Here is a 17,772-nt window from a genome sequence, read left to right as displayed (position 1 = left end):
CCGTTTGTTTCACCTTTGAACAATAACTGCATTTCTAGCAGCACCACATTGTTCAAATCCGCAAACGTGTGTGATTAACACCGAGAAATAATATAACATATTTCGTGTAATTTCTGCAAGTCATTTTGGCATGTTAAGCATAAAATTTTAAAAGCAGCTCAATTTCACCTTTTCCTCTATTCAGCATTTTAGCTATTTGTTCAGCATTATAACCTTGCTTTGATAAAATAATCACCTTATGTGTATCAGGTTTTGTTTCTGATTCAATATGTACTTCATCATCTTCTTCATTATTTTCTTCATTTAATTCAAAACTGTTTATCGCTTCAATTCCTGTTTCAACTGGTTTTTCATGAATTTTATATCTATCCTGCTCATTTTTGCTGAAATCAGAGATAAGTTTGTGCAGCCGCTCATTCTCGTATCTCATCTCCTGTGAAAAAAGCTCCAGCAGCTCTTCAATATGATCTGTTGATTCAGTACTTTTATGATTCTCAACAATCTTTTTCCAAAGTAAATATATAAAATAAATACAGACAACATTTAATAACAGACTAATAAAGATAATACCGTTCACAGCTTTTCACCTATCCTGAATAATCAATTTCCTGCCCTTTAAACGGATGCTTTGCATGCATATGGGGTGATTTACTTGTTTGCTTTTCTGCCGTATGCAAAACACTATTTTCCGTTCGTTCTTTTGCGGAGACTTTGTTGGATTCAGTTAATTGTTTTTTACGATCTTGTTCTGAAAGTTGCGCTTGGTGAATCATGCCTCTTTGTGCTAAATCAATCGCGCTTTTTCCAGCATCCATTGTTCGCGGGATTGCTACTTGAAGTTCTATTAATTTCAAGCTCATATTCTACACCCGTTCTTTATAAGGAATTTATTATTATTTCTTTCTCTTCCATATAAACTTTTGCTGACTGGAATGGAGACTGAACTCTTCGTTTATATTTTCCTATACTGATTTCTACATTTGGATGCAATGTCCCTTTAATAATGACATGAGACGAGTTAATTTGATCTTTTATAGCAAAATTAGTTTTCTCTATATACAGTTCTGATAATTTAGCAGAAGTTTGATCGATCGTATTGTCTATTTTGCTGACCGTTGCCTGATCTAATCGGTTGCTATTTCCAGCTTGCCTGATTAAAGCATCTTTTAGCTGCTGCAATTTTTCAAGATTTAACTGCAATTCTTTTATTTTTCCATCACCACTAAATGTATTATTGGGTTGCGGTTCCTGCAGTTTCATATATATCAACGTTTTTGAATACGTCTCATTTCCAATTTCATTAGCAGTTATCATGTTTTCAGCAATACATGTACCTCCTGCTATATTTCCTTTTCCACTTATACAAATGATGTTTTTGCCCGCTTCACAGTAACTGTGCAAAATAGATTGAGCTGCTTCAATATTTTCGCCAGCCATAATGTTACCTTGATTAATATACAGACTAGTGAAGTTTCCTCCGCAGCGTATTGATCCTTTGCCTTGACCGAGAACCCCGCCGCCCACTACAATATTGCCGGCAGCTACAATTTCTGCTGCTTCAACTACTCCTTCTATTCTCACATCACCTTGTGCATTAATTTTAAAACCGGACGGGACATCACCTGTAACATGAACATTTCCAACAAAATCAATGTGACCCGTTTTTAAAGATAGATCGCCGTCTACCTTATAAACCGGATAAACATTCACACAGTTTGATCTGTAACTTACTTCACCGCTCGCCGCTGCATAAACACCTAAATTCTCTTCATTGAAAACTGAATTCTCTCCATTTTTAACTTTTACGTCTTTTCCTCTTTTGGCTGGAATAGGTTCGCCAAAAACAGTAATACCAGGTGTTCCATCAGAAGCTTCCCGTTTCCGTGCAATAAGCTGTCCGAATGTAACAGTCGGAATGGTGAAAAGACGTTTAAAATCAATCTTCTCATTTTCCGGATTATTTATTAATGAACGCGCCTCTGCAGCAGGTATTAATCGTGCAGGTTCACCATGAACAGGCAGTACCCCTTTAGCGATTTCCACCGGAGAGTGAAAGGTCACGATATTTTCTGCAATCTCATGAATTACTTCACTCAGTATTCCTTGCTTGATTCCTTTTGAATTAATCCAGGCAGATAGAAGATCATAGGTTACTTCTTCAGGATTAATTTCAACGCCGCTCTTTTTTACTAGAATAGCTATCGTTTCTTTTTCTAATAATTTTATACTGAACCAATGATCCATCCCTCTAACCCCTTACATGTATCGTTGAAGAACCTGCCTGATTCTAAAAAGTGCTTTAGAATGAATTTGAGAAATTCTTGATGTAGATAAACCGAGTACTTGTCCGATTTCAGTCAGAGTTAATTCCTCAAAGTAAAACAAACTTACAACAAGCTGCTCTTTTTCGGATAGTTCTTTTATAACGAGTGCAAGTTCTACGTGAAGTTCTTCCTGAAGCAAACTGTTTTCAGGAGTTATTGCTTTTTTATCTTCTATCGTATAGCTTACTTTTTCCCGGCTTTCAGTTTCTTTGTTTTCTTCATCAATAGATAACACATTAGCCATGAAGCTTTCAGACATTACCGTAGTAACATCATTCTCTGAAAGACCCAGTTCTTCAGCAACTTCTTTCGCACTTACAGAACGAAGATTCTCTTGTTCAAGCTTTTCTATAGCAGCTTCTACTTTTTTTGTTTTTTCCCGAAGACTGCGGGGCAGCCAATCTTCTCTTCGAAGACCATCTAATATTGCTCCTCGGATTCGAAAAGAAGCGTAAGTATCAAATTTCAAATCACGCTCTGGCTCGAATTTCTTTAAAGCATCATACAAGCCGAGCATCCCGAGGGACCGGAGTTCATCTTTATTGACGCTTTTTGGCAGTCCAACCGATATTCTTTGAACATGATAGTTAACAAGAGGCAGATAGGCACGAAGCAATTCATCACCTGCTTCTCGATCACGGCTAGTATTCCACTTTTCCCAGCAAGATTGTTCTTCTACTAAAGATGGCTCCGTCATGGTAATCCTCCTCGTTTTATTACCGATTTCTCGGCTTAGATAATTTTTGTACCTTTATTTACTGTTTTTATTATCAATTGAGAATTTAACGGATTGAATTCAATTGTTCTCCCGCTGTTCCCCCCGACATCACTTGCAATAAGCGGAATACCAAGATGGTTAAGATGAAGCTTTACACTTTCGACATTTCTTGGACCGATTCTCATCATTTCGCTTCCAGAAGAAAATTGAAACATTTGGGCTCCTCCCGCTATTTTCGCTTTAATGCCTTTTGCAGCAGCACCTTTTTTTATAAGCATGTCATAAAGAGCGTTTACAGCGGTATCCGCGAATTTTCCTATATTAATGGAAGATGACTTGATCAAAGCAGATTCAGGCAGCATCACATGTGCCATTCCGGCTATTCTTTTGCCATCATCATATAAAATAACTCCTACGCAAGAACCAAGCCCTGTTGTTCTTATTGTGTCAGGAGGGGATACGAGGTTGATATCCGCTATCCCAACTTTTATAATTTCACTCATCCATCGGAACTCCCAGTGCATTAAAAATTTTTGCGAATGATTCAGGATCAGGCAATAAGAAAAAGTGTCCTTTTACTTCATCCAATCTTTTTATATCTGTAAAAGCAGTATCTATTACAATTGCAAAGTCGCTGACTGCAGATATCTCTAAAAGCCCAAAACTAAGGATCGCTCCTGCCATATCTATACTCGTTGCCGGAACAGATGGCTGCAGGCTGAGTCCTGTGAAATCCGAAAATGATGTAAGGTACGACCCTGAAAGGATATTCCCTACTTCCTGCAGAGCAGAAATTGTCATCTCTGAGTGTAGGCCTTCAGTAAGCTGTACAACTTCTCCCCCTAATAAGTCCCCTAGAAGCTTTTCCGCTTGTTCGATAGGCAGCATAAAGAACATACATCCTGGTGCATCTCCAACAATCCTTAAAAAAACCGATGCTACAATATTTTCCGAGCCGCCAACCATCTCGGTGATTTCCTCGAATGAAATAACTTTTACAGATGGCACTTTCATATCAACAGCTTTGTTCAGCATGGTGGACAAAGCTGTTGCTGCATGGCCTGCTCCGATGTTGCCGATCTCCCTCAGAATATCTAGATGAATATGATTGATTTTTGTAAAATCCATATTACTTTCCGCTTTCTAAAGGTTGAAGCACAGCAAGCTTTTCGGGATTTAACACTTTTGTAAGGTTTAATAAGATGAGGAGACGTTTCTCTATCTTTGCAACTCCTTGTATATATTCAGCATCAACCCCTCCTACAACTTCTGGAGGAGGTTCAATTGAATCTGCTTCCAAATCAATAACATCGTTTGCAGAGTCTACGATAAGTCCAGCTTCAATAGTTCCTACTGATACGATGATGATACGTGTGCTATCTGTATAATCCGTTTCTTCTATATCAAAGCGTGAACGAAGATCAATGATAGGAGTTACTACACCGCGTAAATTAATGACTCCTTTGACAAAAGGAACTGTCCTTGGAATCCTTGTAATATGCTGCATTCTTTCAATGGACTTTACCTCTTGAACAGGTACAGCATATTCTTCATCTTTTAATTGAAATATGATTACTTTTTGTTCGTTTAACATTTGGACAACCACCTTTTTATTTGATTAGTGCATTGCAATCTAGAATTAATGCTACTTGTCCATCTCCTAATATGGTTGCACCAGAGATAGCGAAAACAGATGACAGGTATTGACCCAGTGATTTAAGAACGATCTCTTGCTGTCCTATGAACGAATCAACAACAAGGGCTGCCATTTTGTCTCCTTTTCTCACAACAACTACCGGAACATATTCACTTGCTTCCATGGCAGATGGTACTTCGAATATTTCTTTCATGAATACTAAAGGTACAACTCTTCCACGGAAATCCATCACCTTTTGATTATGTGCAGACAATATCTCTTCCTTTTTAATAATTGCTGTCTCAATGATAGAAGAAAGCGGAATCGCATATTTTTCTTTTTGAACTTCAACAAGCATGACTGACATGATTGATAGTGTTAAAGGAAGCTGAATGGAAAAGATTGTTCCATATCCTGCTGTAGAATCTACTGAGATCGAACCGCCTAATGACTCGATCTTGTTCTTTACAACATCCAGTCCTACTCCGCGTCCTGAGATGTCAGAGATAACTTCTGCTGTTGAGAAGCCAGAAGCGAACAATAATTCAAAACACTGTTTATCGGTCAAATTTTCAGACATTTCTTTCGTGATGATCCCATTTTCTAACGCCTTTTCTAATACTTTTTGACGGTTAATACCTGCTCCGTCATCTTCAATCTCAATAAAGACGTGGTTGCCGCTATGATAAGCTCTTAAGTAGATCGTTCCTGTTTCATCTTTTCCTGAAGTGCTTCGGACCGATGGTTTCTCAATACCGTGGTCTATAGAATTTCGCAGTAAATGTACGAGAGGATCACCAATCTCATCAATAACTGTACGGTCTAATTCGGTTTCTGCCCCAACAATCTCAAGGTTCACGTTTTTGCCCAAGTCTTTTGCAAGACCACGAACCATGCGAGGAAAACGATTAAATACTTGCTCAACTGGAACCATGCGCATTGTAAGAATAATATTTTGCAAGTCACCTGAAACACGGGACATCCGTTCTACGGTTTCATTAAGTTCTGCACTTTTAAGCATCTTTGAAATCTCTTCAAGGCGTCCGCGGTCGATAACCAATTCCTCGAAAAGATTCATCAATTGATCAAGTCTTTCAATATTAACCCTTATTGTTTTCCCAGCTGCTGAACCACCAGCACTGGTAGATGAAGACTCGTCCTTTTTTGTTTCATTTGCTGCATTTATTTTTTCTGCGGAATGTTCACTTTCCTTATGTACGGAGTCGTTAAGCCTTTCCGTATTGATCTCTGAAACAACCACTTCGTCAACCTCGGAAACTTTCAAAATCCGCTGCTTTATTTCTTCACCAGTTTCTTTAGTAAGAATCGAGAGTTTGAAATCTGATTCAAACTGTTCTGCTTCAAGCATGTCTACAGATGGGATGGATTTTATAATCTCACCGATCTGCTCTATCACTTCAAATACCATATAAACTCTGGCTGCTTTCAAGATACAGTCTTTGCGAAGACTGATAGAAAGTTCGTAAGCGTGAAAACCTTGTTCTTTTGATTGCAAGATGATCTGTTTTTCGTATTGATCAAATGACTGAGACAATTCAGCAGGCTTATCGGCTTTGTGAGATACAGACTTTGTCATTTCACCTTTTTCAAGTGCTTCCAGATCCCGTACAGTTTCCGAGACATCACGCTTTCCGCTGCCGCCTTCTGAAATCTCAACTACCATTGCTTCTAAGTGATCAAGTGATGTGAACAGTACATCGAGTACTTGTGTAGTCACAGTAATCTTTTTATTTCGAATGGCATCAAGTACATTTTCCATGCAATGTGTTAAGTTTGCCAAGTCTTCATAACCCATCGTTGCAGACATTCCTTTGAGCGTATGAGCAGAACGGAAAATTTCATTAACGATTGTTAATTCTTCAGGTGATTTTTCAAGCAGAAGCACCTGCTGGTTAATAGCTTGAAGGTGTTCTTTGCTTTCCTCTATAAATATGTCAAGATATTGAGTCATTTCCATTGTTAAAACCCTCCCATTTTACAAATTGTTCTGAATAGCACGAGCAATTGAACCTAGGTGTACGACTTCATCTACTTTTTTCGTCAGCACAGCCGCTTTAGGCATTCCGTATACGATGCACGATTCCTCCGCTTCAGCTATGACCGTGGTCTGGCCCGCTTTCTTTAACTCTATGATACCAAGCGTGCCGTCAGATCCCATGCCTGTCATAATGACTGCCACTTTATGATAGTTTTTTAGTTTTGCAGCGCTTTCAAACAGTGCGTTAACAGCTGGTCTGTGGCCTCCCACTGGGGGTTCCTTATCAATGGTGAGGAATGCTTGTCCCAGCTTTTCCTGCAGGCGTACATGGAACCCTCCAGGCGCGATATAAACGGTTCCTTTTTTAATAGATTCATTTTGTTCAGCTTCTTTTACCTTAACTTCAGAAAGTGAATCAAGCCTGTTAGCTAACGACTGTGTAAAGCCAGGCGGCATGTGCTGTACAACAATTATTGGAGCATCAATATTTGCGGGAAGATTCGAAATTACTTCCTGCAAAGCCCGTGGTCCGCCAGTAGAAGTCCCTATTAGAACAAGTTTAGTAAGATTAGTTTTCTCATTCTTTTCTATACGCTGTTCCGTACTATTTATATATGGTATTCGAGCTGTAATAACCGGCTTCAGCTTTGCTTTAAACGATGTAATGACCTTTTCAATTAATGCAGTCTTTACCTTGTGCAGATCTAGTGAGATTGCTCCAGAAGGTTTTGCAATAAAATCGATCGCACCAGCTTCCATTGCTAGAATCGTATTTTCAGCCCCCGCTTTAGTCGTGCTTGAAAGCATGATTATCGGTACAGGATGCTGTTTCATAATTATTTTCACAGCTTCTATTCCATTTAAGACAGGCATCTCCACATCCATCGTCACAACATCAGGTTCTAATTTTTTAATCTTATCTATGGCCTCTTGACCATTTCTCGCTGTATCCAAAACGTTTATCCTAGGATCTTCGGATAAAAATTCTTTGATCAGCTTTCTCATAAAAGCAGAATCGTCAACAACGAGAACCGAAATTTGTTTCACTTTAGCATCTACCTCTCACTAAATAATGACTTTAACCTGCTGACAAATGATTTATAGGATGCTTTTTGCTGCTGAGCAGCTCCTGTATAAGTTCTAGCTAGATCAGCAACTGCACGTGAAGCTTCAGAAGCCGGTTTATTTAAGGTAAATGGAACTTGCTTTTTTACCGATTCCAACACGGTTTGGTCTAACGGAATCATTCCTAGATGAATTAGATCTTTATTTAAGAACTGCTTGCATACATTCGTTAGTTTATGAGAAGTTTCACGCCCTTCACGCTTATTTTCACAGCGGTTAACTGCTAGATAGAACGGAAGTGTGCTATCTTTCGCATGAATGAACTTCATCATCGAGTAAGCATCTGTAATAGATGTAATTTCAGGCGTCGCAATCACTAAAATTTCATGACTTGACAGAATAAACTTCAATGCCGTTTCAGTAGCCCCGGCTCCCATATCGAGAAAGATAAAGTCGTAGAATGTTTCAAGTTCTTCTAGCTGCTTAAGAAAATAATCCAGCATATCATCTGTTATGAGGGCAATAGAACCAAAATTTCTGCCTCCGGCAATCGTATGCAAACCTTCTCTGCCTTCTTCAATGATCTCCCAAACTGACAATTGGTTTTGAAGCAGATCCATAATATGCTTTGGAGCTCTTCTCCCTAAGATTAAATCCACATTGCCCATTCCAACGTCCAGATCCATAACGAGTACTCTTTTTCCCATTTTGATAAGGGAAAGAGCCAGGTTCACCGTGATGTTCGTTTTTCCTACTCCGCCTTTTCCGCTTACAACAGATATAACCCTCGCGCTTTTGGCGGATGATAACATTAATTGCTTTCTTAGACTCTCTGCTTGATCAATCATGTTTCAGCTTTTCCTTTAATAGCATCTGAATCAGCTCTTCCGCGTCTGCTTCAAACATATCATCTGGCACATTTTGTCCGTTTGTTATGTAGCCGATAGGAACTCCATGATTAATGGAAAGATTTAATATCGCACCAAATGTTGTTGTTTCATCTTTCTTTGTAAAAATCACTTTATGAACAGGAAGACTCTTAAACTGACTATATATCGTTTCCATGTCTTTATATTTTGAAGTAAGCGACAATACAAGATAATTTTTCATATCTTTATCAAAATGAACGATTCGCTGAAGCTCTTCTATATAAAAACGGTTTAAAAAATTTCTTCCTGCTGAATCAACGAGTACTAAATCATAATCTTTAAATTTTTCTTTCGCTTTTTTGAAGTCCTCAGCCGTATACGCCACTTCACAAGGAATGTTTAAGATTTCAGCATACGTTTTCAGCTGTTCAATCGCGGCAATTCTAAATGTATCAGTTGTTATAAAGGCAACTTTTTTCCCGTCCTTCAAAACTGCTTTTGCCCCAATTTTAGCGATTGTAGTTGTTTTTCCAACCCCTGTAGGGCCAATTAAATTTAAGAATTTTGTTTCATAATGAAACCCGCCAAAATCACTCTTTTTCATTCGTGCACTCAGCCAGTCTGTCATCCATTTATTCCAGTCATAACCTTGTGCTTCATCTTTATCAAACGAAAGATATTTGCTGTTTAATTGAGCAATAAGCTCCTCTGAAATACTCGGTTCAAGTTCTTGAAGCTGCAAAAATGTTCGCCATTCTTCTGCGAATTCCGGCATAGGTTCACGCTCTTTATTCTGTACACTCAGGTTGTGCACCATCTTTTTCAGCTGGCGTATTTCCTGTGTAAGCTCTTCACCTTGGACCGGCTTCTGAACAGGTTTATTAGTTATTTGCACAGCTTGCTTCTTTGGAGCAAGGTAATCAATGTCTTGATCTAAGCCTGCAAAAATCTCGATATTCTTCTTTGTGAAAAATCCAAGGAATCCTCCAGCCTGGACTTCCCTCGTATTTAAAATTACAGCACCGCTGCCGAGATCTGCTCTTACTAGCTTCATAGCTTCTGGCAAGCTGCTTGCTGTATACTTTTTAACCTTCATTAAATATTCACCACCCCAACACTTTTAACCTCAAGTTCAGGCTCTAACTCGTTATATGACAATACTGCTACATCCGGGAGGTAGCGTTCGATCAGCTGGCGTACATACATCCTTACAGCTGGAGAACACAATAAGACGATCGACTGATCAAAGCTTCTTCCTGATTCTAATTCCCTTGTAATGCTGTCAAAAATAGATTGTGAATCATGCGGATCCAGTGACAGATAATTGCCGTGTTCGGTTTGCTGAACAGAATCTGCAATCTTTTTCTCAACTGATCCCCCAAGCGTAATAACATGCAATGGTTCGTTTTCTGCTACATAGCTTTTAGAAATTTGTCTGGATAATCCTTGTCTGACATATTCGGTTAGAAGATCTGTATCCTTTGTCATCTTGGCAAAATCCGCTAATGTCTCAAAAATTATGGCTAGGTTGCGAATTGAGATGCGCTCTTTAAGCAATTTGGACAAAACTTTTTGAATTTCTCCGATCGTCAGTGCATCTGGAGTAACTTCTTCCACGATCGCCGGATAGGATTCTTTCAGATGTTCTACCAGCTGTTTCGTTTCCTGTCGCCCAATTAGTTCATGTGCATGCTTCTTAATAATTTCTGTTAAATGAGTCGACACAACAGATGGCGGATCAACTACTGTATAGCCTGAGAATTCCGCCCTTTCTTTCATTTCCTCACCAATCCAGATAGCAGGGAGGCCAAATGCAGGTTCTACAGTTTCTATTCCTGTGATTTCTTCATCATCAATACCTGGGCTCATCGCAAGATAATGGTCCAGCAGCAGCTCACCTTTTGCGACTTGGCTGCCTTTAATTTTAATTCTGTATTCATTCGGCTGAAGCTGGATGTTGTCTCTAATTCTGACAACCGGTACGATCATTCCGAGTTCCAGTGCCAACTGTCTTCTGATCATCACGATCCTGTCTAACAAGTCACCGCCTTGAGAAGTATCAGCAAGCGGTATTAAGCTGTACCCAAATTCAAACTCAATCGGATCGATCTGCAGAAGATTAACCACTGACTCTGGACTCTTAAGCTGTTCTGTCTGAATATCTTCTTCTACAACTTCTTCTTTTTCTTTTTGTTCCCGCTCTGCTTTTAATAGTAAATATCCTCCAACTGATAGCAATCCTCCGATAGTAATGGTGAAAAAATCATTGATTGGTGTGAAAAGTCCAAGCATTATGATCGTTCCTCCAGCTACAAAAAGCATTATTGGATAAGCCAGAAGCTGTTTACTGATATCGAAACCAAGATTTCCTTCTGATGCTGCCCGTGTAACGATAATACCTGTAGCAGTTGATATGATAAGTGCAGGTATTTGTGATACTAATCCGTCACCAACAGTCATACGGGTAAACATCTCCGCACTCTCACCAAAGCCTAGACCCATTTGAACCATTCCAATAATAATTCCAAAGAGCATATTAATCAGAACGATGATGATACCAGCGATCGCATCTCCTTTTACAAACTTGCTGGCACCGTCCATTGCACCATAAAAATCCGCTTCGCGCTCTATCGTTTCGCGTCTTTCTTTCGCTTCCCGATCGGATATCATACCGGCATTTAAATCAGCATCAATACTCATTTGTTTACCAGGCATGGCATCGAGTGTGAATCTTGCTGCCACTTCGGATACACGTTCTGATCCTTTAGTAATAACGATAAATTGAATGATTATAAGTATGAAAAACACGACTATACCTACGAGGATATTTCCTCCGACTACAAATTCTCCAAAGGTATGAACAACATTTCCGGCATCTCCTTTAGATAAGATGCTTCTTGTTGTTGAAACATTCAGCCCTAGCCTGAAAAGTGTCACCAATAAAAGTAATGACGGGAATATAGAGAACTGGAGAGGCTGTGTTGTATTCATGGCAATCAATATAATTAAAAGTGCCAGAGAAATATTTACTATGATAAAGAAGTCCAACATAAAAGTCGGCATTGGTATGACCAGCATGGCGATAATCAAAATTACACCCGCTAATACACTTATGTCTCTAGCTTTCATCTGTATACTCTCCTATTCATTCCTTACACTTTTTTCTTGATGCGATAAACAAAGGCTAAAATCTCTGCAACGGCTTTAAACAGATCCTCTGGTATTACTTGCCCAATGTCGACCCTGGCATAAAGCGTTCTAGCTAACGGCTTATTTTCAACTGTCACGACATTATGTTCTTTGCCGATTTCTTTAATTCTTTGGGCGATCAAGTCCACACCTTTTGCTACTACGACAGGTGCATCCATTCCAGAATCATCATATTTTAAGCAAATTGCGTAATGAGTAGGGTTCGTGATGATCACATCTGCTTTAGGCACTTCCTGCATCATCCGCCTCATGGCCATCTGCCTTTGTTTTTCTTTTATCTTTCCTTTGATTTTCGGGTCACCTTCAGACTTTTTGTATTCATCCTTTATATCCTGTTTAGACATTCGGATGTTTTTCTCAAAGTCGTATTTTTGATACATATAATCGAGAAACGCAAGAAACAGTAAAACGAGCGAAGCGGCAAATCCCATCTTAATGGCCAGTCCGCCAAATACAGGTAGTGAGGCTTCAATACTTACAAGTGACATTCTTAAGTACACATCCCGCTCCATCCATAAGATGAAAAAGGTCACACCGCCGATCATCAAAATCTTCAACATTGATTTGGACAGTTCAGCAAGCGCTCGCACCGAATAAATACGTTTAAAACCTGACAAGGGATTGATACGTTCAAGTTTCATTTGAATCGCTTCGGTTGAAAGCAAGAATCCGACCTGCAGATAGTTTCCAATGACACCTGCCGCCATTGCCGCTATCATTACCGGAGCAAGAATGATTGCAACCTCGATCGACAATTCCCAAAACAGCTTTGGGATACTTGTTTCTGTTACATCATATAAAAGCTTTTTGTCCAGACTATACATGAAGAGGTGCTTTAGCCTCTCACCCATCCAGCCTCCCATAAATGAAAGAAACATCACAGACACAAACAATACGAATGCAGCGTTAATATCAGCACTTTTTGCTACTTGTCCTTTTTTCCGGCTTTCCTGACGCTTTTTCGGGGTCGCTTTTTCTGTTTTTTCTTGTGAAAAATACTGTAAATTCATTTGGTATTTCATCTGACTAAGCAGCCCCTAACAATTCCATTAAATTAACCATGGTATCTCGCATCTGTTCGATCAGCATCTGGATCGACACAAAAAAGGCAGGCATAACAACTAAAAATAAAACAAGAGCTATCAAAATTTTTACCGGAAGACCGATAACAAAGATGTTCATCTGCGGAACCGTCCTTGCCACGATTCCCAGAGCCAAATCCGCTAAAAACAGCGTTCCGACAATCGGTATAGCCATCTGCAGTGCTACTAGAAACATTCCGGAAAGGACACTGACCACAAATTTAGTCATACTTCCGTTCCCGAAATTGGCGATCGGTGATTCCAGCGGAAGAAAGTTATAGCTGTAAAAGATTCCGTCTAAAAGCATATGATGCCCGTCTACCGCCAGCAGAAAGAGCATGGCAAATGTATAAAGGTATCTCCCCATCAAAGGCGTTTGAATTCCTGTCTGCGGATCAAAAACGTTTGCCATCGCAAATCCCATCTGCAGATCTATGAATCCTCCTGCTACTTGAAGTGCGTAAAATACGATAGCTGCAATAAATCCGATCGCTAGCCCTACCATGGCTTCTTTAATGACAAGAAGAAGAAAAAATCCGTTTATTGGTACAGGATCTGGACTGATGGCGTACAGCATGATCCATGATAAGAATAGAGAAAATCCGATTTTGTGCATCACCGGTAAATTTTTATTCGAAAACACAGGAATCGTTAAAAAAAATGCCGATACTCTAGTTAGTATTAATAAAAATGCCGGAAAAGAAAGTAAATCTATCATGTTATAAACCTATGTAAGTGTGCAGGTTTTGAAAAATATTCGCTGTAAACGCTAGAATCTGTGATAACATCCATGGTCCAAAAAATACGAGACCTACCAAAACTGCGACAATCTTTGGAATAAATGCAAGAGTCTGTTCTTGTATTTGTGTAGTTGCTTGAAAGATACTGACGATTAAACCTACGACTAATGCTAAAGCAAGCAAAGGTCCACATAAGAGAAGTGTTATGTATACTCCTTTTTCCGCTAAAGATATAACAAATTGAGAATCCATGTTTCCACCTGCCCGTTTTAATAGCTTAATAACAATGATTTAACGATTAAATGCCAGCCATCCACCAGAACAAACAATAATATTTTGAATGGCAGTGAAATCATAACTGGCGGCAGCATCATCATCCCCATCGCCATTAATACAGAAGCTACAACCATATCAATGATCAGAAACGGTACAAAGATCATAAAGCCCATCTGAAAAGCCGTTTTCAATTCACTGATCGCAAACGCAGGTACGAGTGTTGTTAAAGGGATATCCTGAATACTCTCTGGCTTCTTCGCTCCTGAATATTCCAGAAAAAGCATCAAATCCTTCTGCCTTGTATGTTTTGCCATAAATTCTTTAACTGGAAGACTTCCTTTATTAAAAGCTTCTTTTTGTGTAATTTCACCTTTTACAAGCGGCTGTATAGCTTCCTTATTCACATCATGCATAACGGGTGCCATGATAAAAAACGTAAGAAAAAGTGCGATGCCGATCAACACCTGATTCGGCGGCATCTGCTGTGTTGCGAGTGAAGTTCTTACAAATGAAAGAACAATAATGATTCTTGTAAAAGAAGTCATAAGGATAAGAATACTTGGCGCGAGTGAAAGAACCGTTAAAAGCAACAGCAACTGAATCGTTGTTTCCATGTTTGCCGGATCGCTATTGTTGATAAAATCCAAATCTAGACCTGGAATAAATTCATTCATGATGTTTACCTTCCTCTAACGCCTTCTGGATTTCTTTACGCTGTTCTTTTCTTTCGTTCGTTAGCGAAGCCAGTAAATTCTTAAAATTCACCGTTTGATCTTTAGAAACCTCATCTGCCTTTTGTGATGATTCCTCGCGATATAACCATCTTGATTTCAGCTGATTTGCCACTGAACTTACTTGTTGGGCAGGACGCTGTTCCAGCATCATCTTCACTTCATCTTCATTCGTTATTTCTTTTAATAAGGTAACGGTATCTCCAACACCTACTACCAGCACTGAATTTCCTGTCTTTATCAGCTGTACTGACCGGTTTTGGCCGACCCCTATACCCCCGAGTGATTGAAGATTCTTACCATCTTGAAAGCTGACTGATTTCTTTTGAATGAATCGCAAGACGAAAAACAAGATTGCAAGGACGATCCCAAGCATGAAGATAAGTTTAACGAGCATGAAAAATGTACTTTCATTCTCAGCTGGCTCTTTACTTTCGGAACTTTTGCTTTGGCCTTTGTTATCATTTTTCTCAGAATCATTTACTGTATCCCATACGCTTTTCCCTTGACTGCTGCCTTCCGCTTGTACGCTATGAGGTACAAACGAAAGGCAAACTGCTGCAAACAAACATATAATCCATTTCGACATCGGAATGGTTCCTGCTTATCCCAAGGTTTTCTTTATAGCTTCGATTACGCGGTCCGCTGCAAAAGGCTTAACGATAAAATCTTTCGCTCCAGCCTGGATCGCATCAATTACCATTGCTTGCTGTCCCATTGCAGAACACATAATGATTTTTGCATCAGGATGTGATTTTTTTATTTCTTTTAGTGCTGTAATCCCGTCCATTTCAGGCATTGTAATATCCATCGTTACTAGATCAGGTTTCAGATCTTCAAATTTTTCAATAGCCTGAGCTCCATCAGCAGCTTCCCCTACTACATCAAAACCATTTTTTACTAAGATATCTTTAATCATCATTCTCATAAATGCTGCATCATCAACAACTAAAATACGCTCTCCCATTTCAATTACCTCCGTTGTTTATTTCAGTTTTTCTAATCGGTCACGCTGACTTAAAATCTCAGTTACACGAACACCAAAATTTTCATCTATTACAACTACTTCACCTTTTGCTATCATCTTTTGATTAACAAAGATATCTACTGGTTCTCCTGCTAACTTATCAAGCTCTACAATCGATCCGGCTGACATCTCCAAAATATCCTTAATCGTTTTCTTTGTACGTCCTAATTCCACCGTAACTTGAAGCGGAATATCTAATAGCATATCTAAGTTCTTCGATTCAGTCTGGCTCGATCCAAAATCACTGAAATCTGAAAAACTTGCAGGCTTTACAGAAACATCTCTCATCCTCGGCTGATAAGATGGTGAAGGTTCTGGTCTATTCTCTCTTGATACATAAGTCTCTTCATGATCCTGTAAAGAAGGCTGCACAACAGGCTGCTTCTCTTCTTGAGGCTGATAATCTGCAACAGGCGTCTGTTCAGCTGCGGGTTCAGGATTCATTAATTTTTGTACAAGATCCTTAGAAAACTCAGCATCAATCAATTGCATAATATTTGAATCTATTAATTCTCCTACCTTTAAGCGGAACGATACTTTTACTAGAATTTCTTCATCTGGTATCAAGCTCATGTTCGATTCCACATCCAAAAAATCAATCTTAGGCGGAGAGATATCTACCTTTTTATTAAAAATCGTTGACATAGAAGTAGATGCAGAACCCATCATCTGGTTCATTGCTTCACCAACAGCACTTAACTGCAGTTCCCCAAAATCTGGAGAAGGGTTAGTCCCTTCACCGCCAAGCATAAGGTCTGCGATGATCTGCGCATCCGACTTACGGATAACTAATAAATTAGCGCCTTCAATACCTTCTGTATATGTAACCTGTACAGCAACATGCGGAATCGGGAATTCATCTTTTAGCTCTGTTCTTTTCACAACGCTGACAGTAGGTGTCGTGATCTCTACTTTTTGATTTAAAAGTGTTGATAGCGCGGTAGCTGCACTGCCAAATGAGATGTTTCCAATTTCACCTAATGCATCTTGTTCTATATTAGATAAGTAATCTTCGGTTTGAGTCGTTCCGGACGAGGAAGGACTTCCACCATTCAGCAAAGCATCAATTTCATCTTGTGAAAGCATATCTCCACTTACCATTGATCCTCATCCTCCTTAATGGTTTCTAAAATTTGTACAGCTAGCTTTTTCTTTACCTTTCCAGGCTGACCATAGAACTTAGGATTGTTTTCCACTTTAATAACAAGCGGCTGTCCAATTCTCTGGTCCAGTTCAATGCAGTCTCCTGGAGAAAGATGAAGAAATTCCTCAATTGACATCTCAGAAGAACCTAATTCAACTTTAAAAGGAAGAAATGCATTTTTTAATTTTTGTTCAATAAATTCCGATTCACCCGGCGTCCGCAATTTCTTCTTGGTCTGCATCCAGTGGCTTACAGAGAGCTTTGGAATGATCGGTTCAATCACAACATGCGGCAAACAGATATTGATCATCCCGCTTGTTTCACCGATCGTAGTGTTTAGCGAAATAACTACGACTGTTTCGTTCGGTGAAACCATCTGTAAAAATTGCGGGTTAACCTCCAGATCAAGCATGAAAGGATCTAATTCAATTACGCTTGTCCACGCTTCTTTAAAACTATCAAGCGTATTTTCAAAGAGCTGGCTCATAATTCTCGTTTCGATCTCCGTCAGATTCTCGATCTTATTCATACCAGTACCGCTGCCGCCCATTACTCTGTCCATCATTGCATATGCAATATTCGGATTCACTTCCATCAAAATTCTGCCTTCAAACGGGTGTGCTTCAAATACATTTAAAAGAGTCATCCTCGGAACCGAGCGGATAAATTCTTCATATGGCAGCTGATCAACTGAAGCCACTCCGATTTGTACATATGTTCTTAACTGTGCCGAAAAATACGTTGTTAACAATCTTGCGAAATTTTCATGCAATCGGGTTAAGCTGCGGATCTGCTCTTTAGAAAATCGAAGGGCTCTTTTAAAATCGTAAACTTTTACTTTTTTCTCTGACTCTTCCTTTTTCAGCTCTTCCGCATCCATTTCACCTGTAGAAAGGGCGGATAGGAGAGCATCAATTTCGTTTTGTGACAAAACATCTACCAAGAGTCTCA

The 17,772-nt window shown here is 39.3% G+C and carries 20 protein-coding genes; all 20 read right to left on the bottom strand.

Annotated elements, in window-relative coordinates; genetic code table 11:
- Window positions 1-133 precede the first annotated feature (133 nt).
- Genes ABE41_RS09845 through fliM form a run of 20 tightly spaced genes read right to left on the bottom strand, consistent with a single transcriptional unit; the run spans window position 134 to window position 17,764 of the window.
- Window positions 134-577, bottom strand: coding sequence for a DUF6115 domain-containing protein (locus ABE41_RS09845; protein ID WP_066289494.1), 444 nt, complete (start codon window positions 575-577; stop codon window positions 134-136).
- 10 nt (window positions 578-587) lie between these two features.
- Window positions 588-860 (bottom strand): hypothetical protein, encoded by a 273-nt coding sequence (locus tag ABE41_RS09840; RefSeq protein ID WP_066289492.1) that lies wholly within the window; start codon window positions 858-860, stop codon window positions 588-590.
- A gap of 16 nt (window positions 861-876) precedes the next feature.
- A complete protein-coding gene (locus ABE41_RS09835; protein ID WP_066289486.1) occupies window positions 877-2,244 on the bottom strand; it encodes a flagellar assembly protein A in 1,368 nt (455 codons plus the stop codon).
- Between the two features lie 12 nt (window positions 2,245-2,256).
- Window positions 2,257-3,021, bottom strand: a complete 765-nt coding sequence (locus ABE41_RS09830) for a FliA/WhiG family RNA polymerase sigma factor (RefSeq protein ID WP_066289484.1) — start codon at window positions 3,019-3,021, stop codon at window positions 2,257-2,259.
- Window positions 3,022-3,056: 35 nt separating this feature from the next.
- Window positions 3,057-3,545, bottom strand: a complete 489-nt coding sequence (locus tag ABE41_RS09825) for a chemotaxis protein CheD (protein ID WP_066289481.1) — start codon at window positions 3,543-3,545, stop codon at window positions 3,057-3,059.
- Window positions 3,538-4,170 (bottom strand): chemotaxis protein CheC, encoded by a 633-nt coding sequence (locus ABE41_RS09820; protein WP_066289478.1) that lies wholly within the window; start codon window positions 4,168-4,170, stop codon window positions 3,538-3,540. The genes ABE41_RS09825 and ABE41_RS09820 overlap by 8 nt, the downstream gene beginning before the upstream one ends.
- Window position 4,171: 1 nt before the next feature.
- A complete protein-coding gene (locus tag ABE41_RS09815) occupies window positions 4,172-4,636 on the bottom strand; it encodes a chemotaxis protein CheW (protein ID WP_066289473.1) in 465 nt (154 codons plus the stop codon).
- Between the two features lie 16 nt (window positions 4,637-4,652).
- Entirely contained in the window at window positions 4,653-6,656 is a 2,004-nt protein-coding gene (locus ABE41_RS09810) for a chemotaxis protein CheA (RefSeq protein ID WP_066289470.1), read from the bottom strand.
- 18 nt (window positions 6,657-6,674) lie between these two features.
- A complete protein-coding gene (locus ABE41_RS09805) occupies window positions 6,675-7,724 on the bottom strand; it encodes a protein-glutamate methylesterase/protein-glutamine glutaminase (protein WP_066289465.1) in 1,050 nt (349 codons plus the stop codon).
- A gap of 8 nt (window positions 7,725-7,732) precedes the next feature.
- Window positions 7,733-8,590: a MinD/ParA family protein gene (locus tag ABE41_RS09800; protein ID WP_066289464.1), complete on the bottom strand. Its 858-nt coding sequence runs from the start codon at window positions 8,588-8,590 to the stop codon at window positions 7,733-7,735.
- Window positions 8,583-9,707: a flagellar biosynthesis GTPase FlhF gene (flhF, locus tag ABE41_RS09795; RefSeq protein WP_066289461.1), complete on the bottom strand. Its 1,125-nt coding sequence runs from the start codon at window positions 9,705-9,707 to the stop codon at window positions 8,583-8,585. The genes ABE41_RS09800 and flhF overlap by 8 nt, the downstream gene beginning before the upstream one ends.
- The gene (gene flhA / locus ABE41_RS09790; protein WP_066289458.1) at window positions 9,707-11,740 is read right to left on the bottom strand and encodes a flagellar biosynthesis protein FlhA; all 2,034 of its coding nucleotides are present in this window, start codon (window positions 11,738-11,740) and stop codon (window positions 9,707-9,709) included. The genes flhF and flhA overlap by 1 nt, the downstream gene beginning before the upstream one ends.
- A gap of 23 nt (window positions 11,741-11,763) precedes the next feature.
- Window positions 11,764-12,843 (bottom strand): flagellar biosynthesis protein FlhB, encoded by a 1,080-nt coding sequence (gene flhB / locus ABE41_RS09785; RefSeq protein ID WP_066289456.1) that lies wholly within the window; start codon window positions 12,841-12,843, stop codon window positions 11,764-11,766.
- 4 nt (window positions 12,844-12,847) lie between these two features.
- On the bottom strand, window positions 12,848-13,621 hold the full coding sequence (gene fliR / locus ABE41_RS09780) for a flagellar biosynthetic protein FliR (protein ID WP_066289453.1): 774 nt from the start codon (window positions 13,619-13,621) through the stop codon (window positions 12,848-12,850).
- A 1-nt stretch (window position 13,622) separates the two neighbouring features.
- Complete coding sequence (fliQ, locus tag ABE41_RS09775) at window positions 13,623-13,895, bottom strand: flagellar biosynthesis protein FliQ (RefSeq protein WP_066289449.1); 273 nt, start codon at window positions 13,893-13,895, stop codon at window positions 13,623-13,625.
- A 17-nt stretch (window positions 13,896-13,912) separates the two neighbouring features.
- Window positions 13,913-14,593: a flagellar type III secretion system pore protein FliP gene (gene fliP / locus ABE41_RS09770; RefSeq protein WP_066289445.1), complete on the bottom strand. Its 681-nt coding sequence runs from the start codon at window positions 14,591-14,593 to the stop codon at window positions 13,913-13,915.
- Window positions 14,586-15,239 (bottom strand): flagellar biosynthetic protein FliO, encoded by a 654-nt coding sequence (locus ABE41_RS09765; protein WP_066289442.1) that lies wholly within the window; start codon window positions 15,237-15,239, stop codon window positions 14,586-14,588. The genes fliP and ABE41_RS09765 overlap by 8 nt, the downstream gene beginning before the upstream one ends.
- Window positions 15,240-15,254: 15 nt before the next feature.
- A complete protein-coding gene (locus ABE41_RS09760; protein WP_066289440.1) occupies window positions 15,255-15,617 on the bottom strand; it encodes a response regulator in 363 nt (120 codons plus the stop codon).
- Between the two features lie 18 nt (window positions 15,618-15,635).
- The gene (fliY, locus tag ABE41_RS09755) at window positions 15,636-16,778 is read right to left on the bottom strand and encodes a flagellar motor switch phosphatase FliY (protein WP_066289437.1); all 1,143 of its coding nucleotides are present in this window, start codon (window positions 16,776-16,778) and stop codon (window positions 15,636-15,638) included.
- The gene (fliM, locus tag ABE41_RS09750) at window positions 16,772-17,764 is read right to left on the bottom strand and encodes a flagellar motor switch protein FliM (RefSeq protein ID WP_066289436.1); all 993 of its coding nucleotides are present in this window, start codon (window positions 17,762-17,764) and stop codon (window positions 16,772-16,774) included. The genes fliY and fliM overlap by 7 nt, the downstream gene beginning before the upstream one ends.
- Between the last annotated feature and the right edge of the window lie 8 nt (window positions 17,765-17,772).

The sequence above is a fragment of the Fictibacillus arsenicus genome, from assembly GCF_001642935.1.
Lineage (GTDB): Bacteria > Bacillota > Bacilli > Bacillales > Fictibacillaceae > Fictibacillus > Fictibacillus arsenicus_B.
This window is presented reverse-complemented; position numbering and strand designations above follow the sequence as displayed.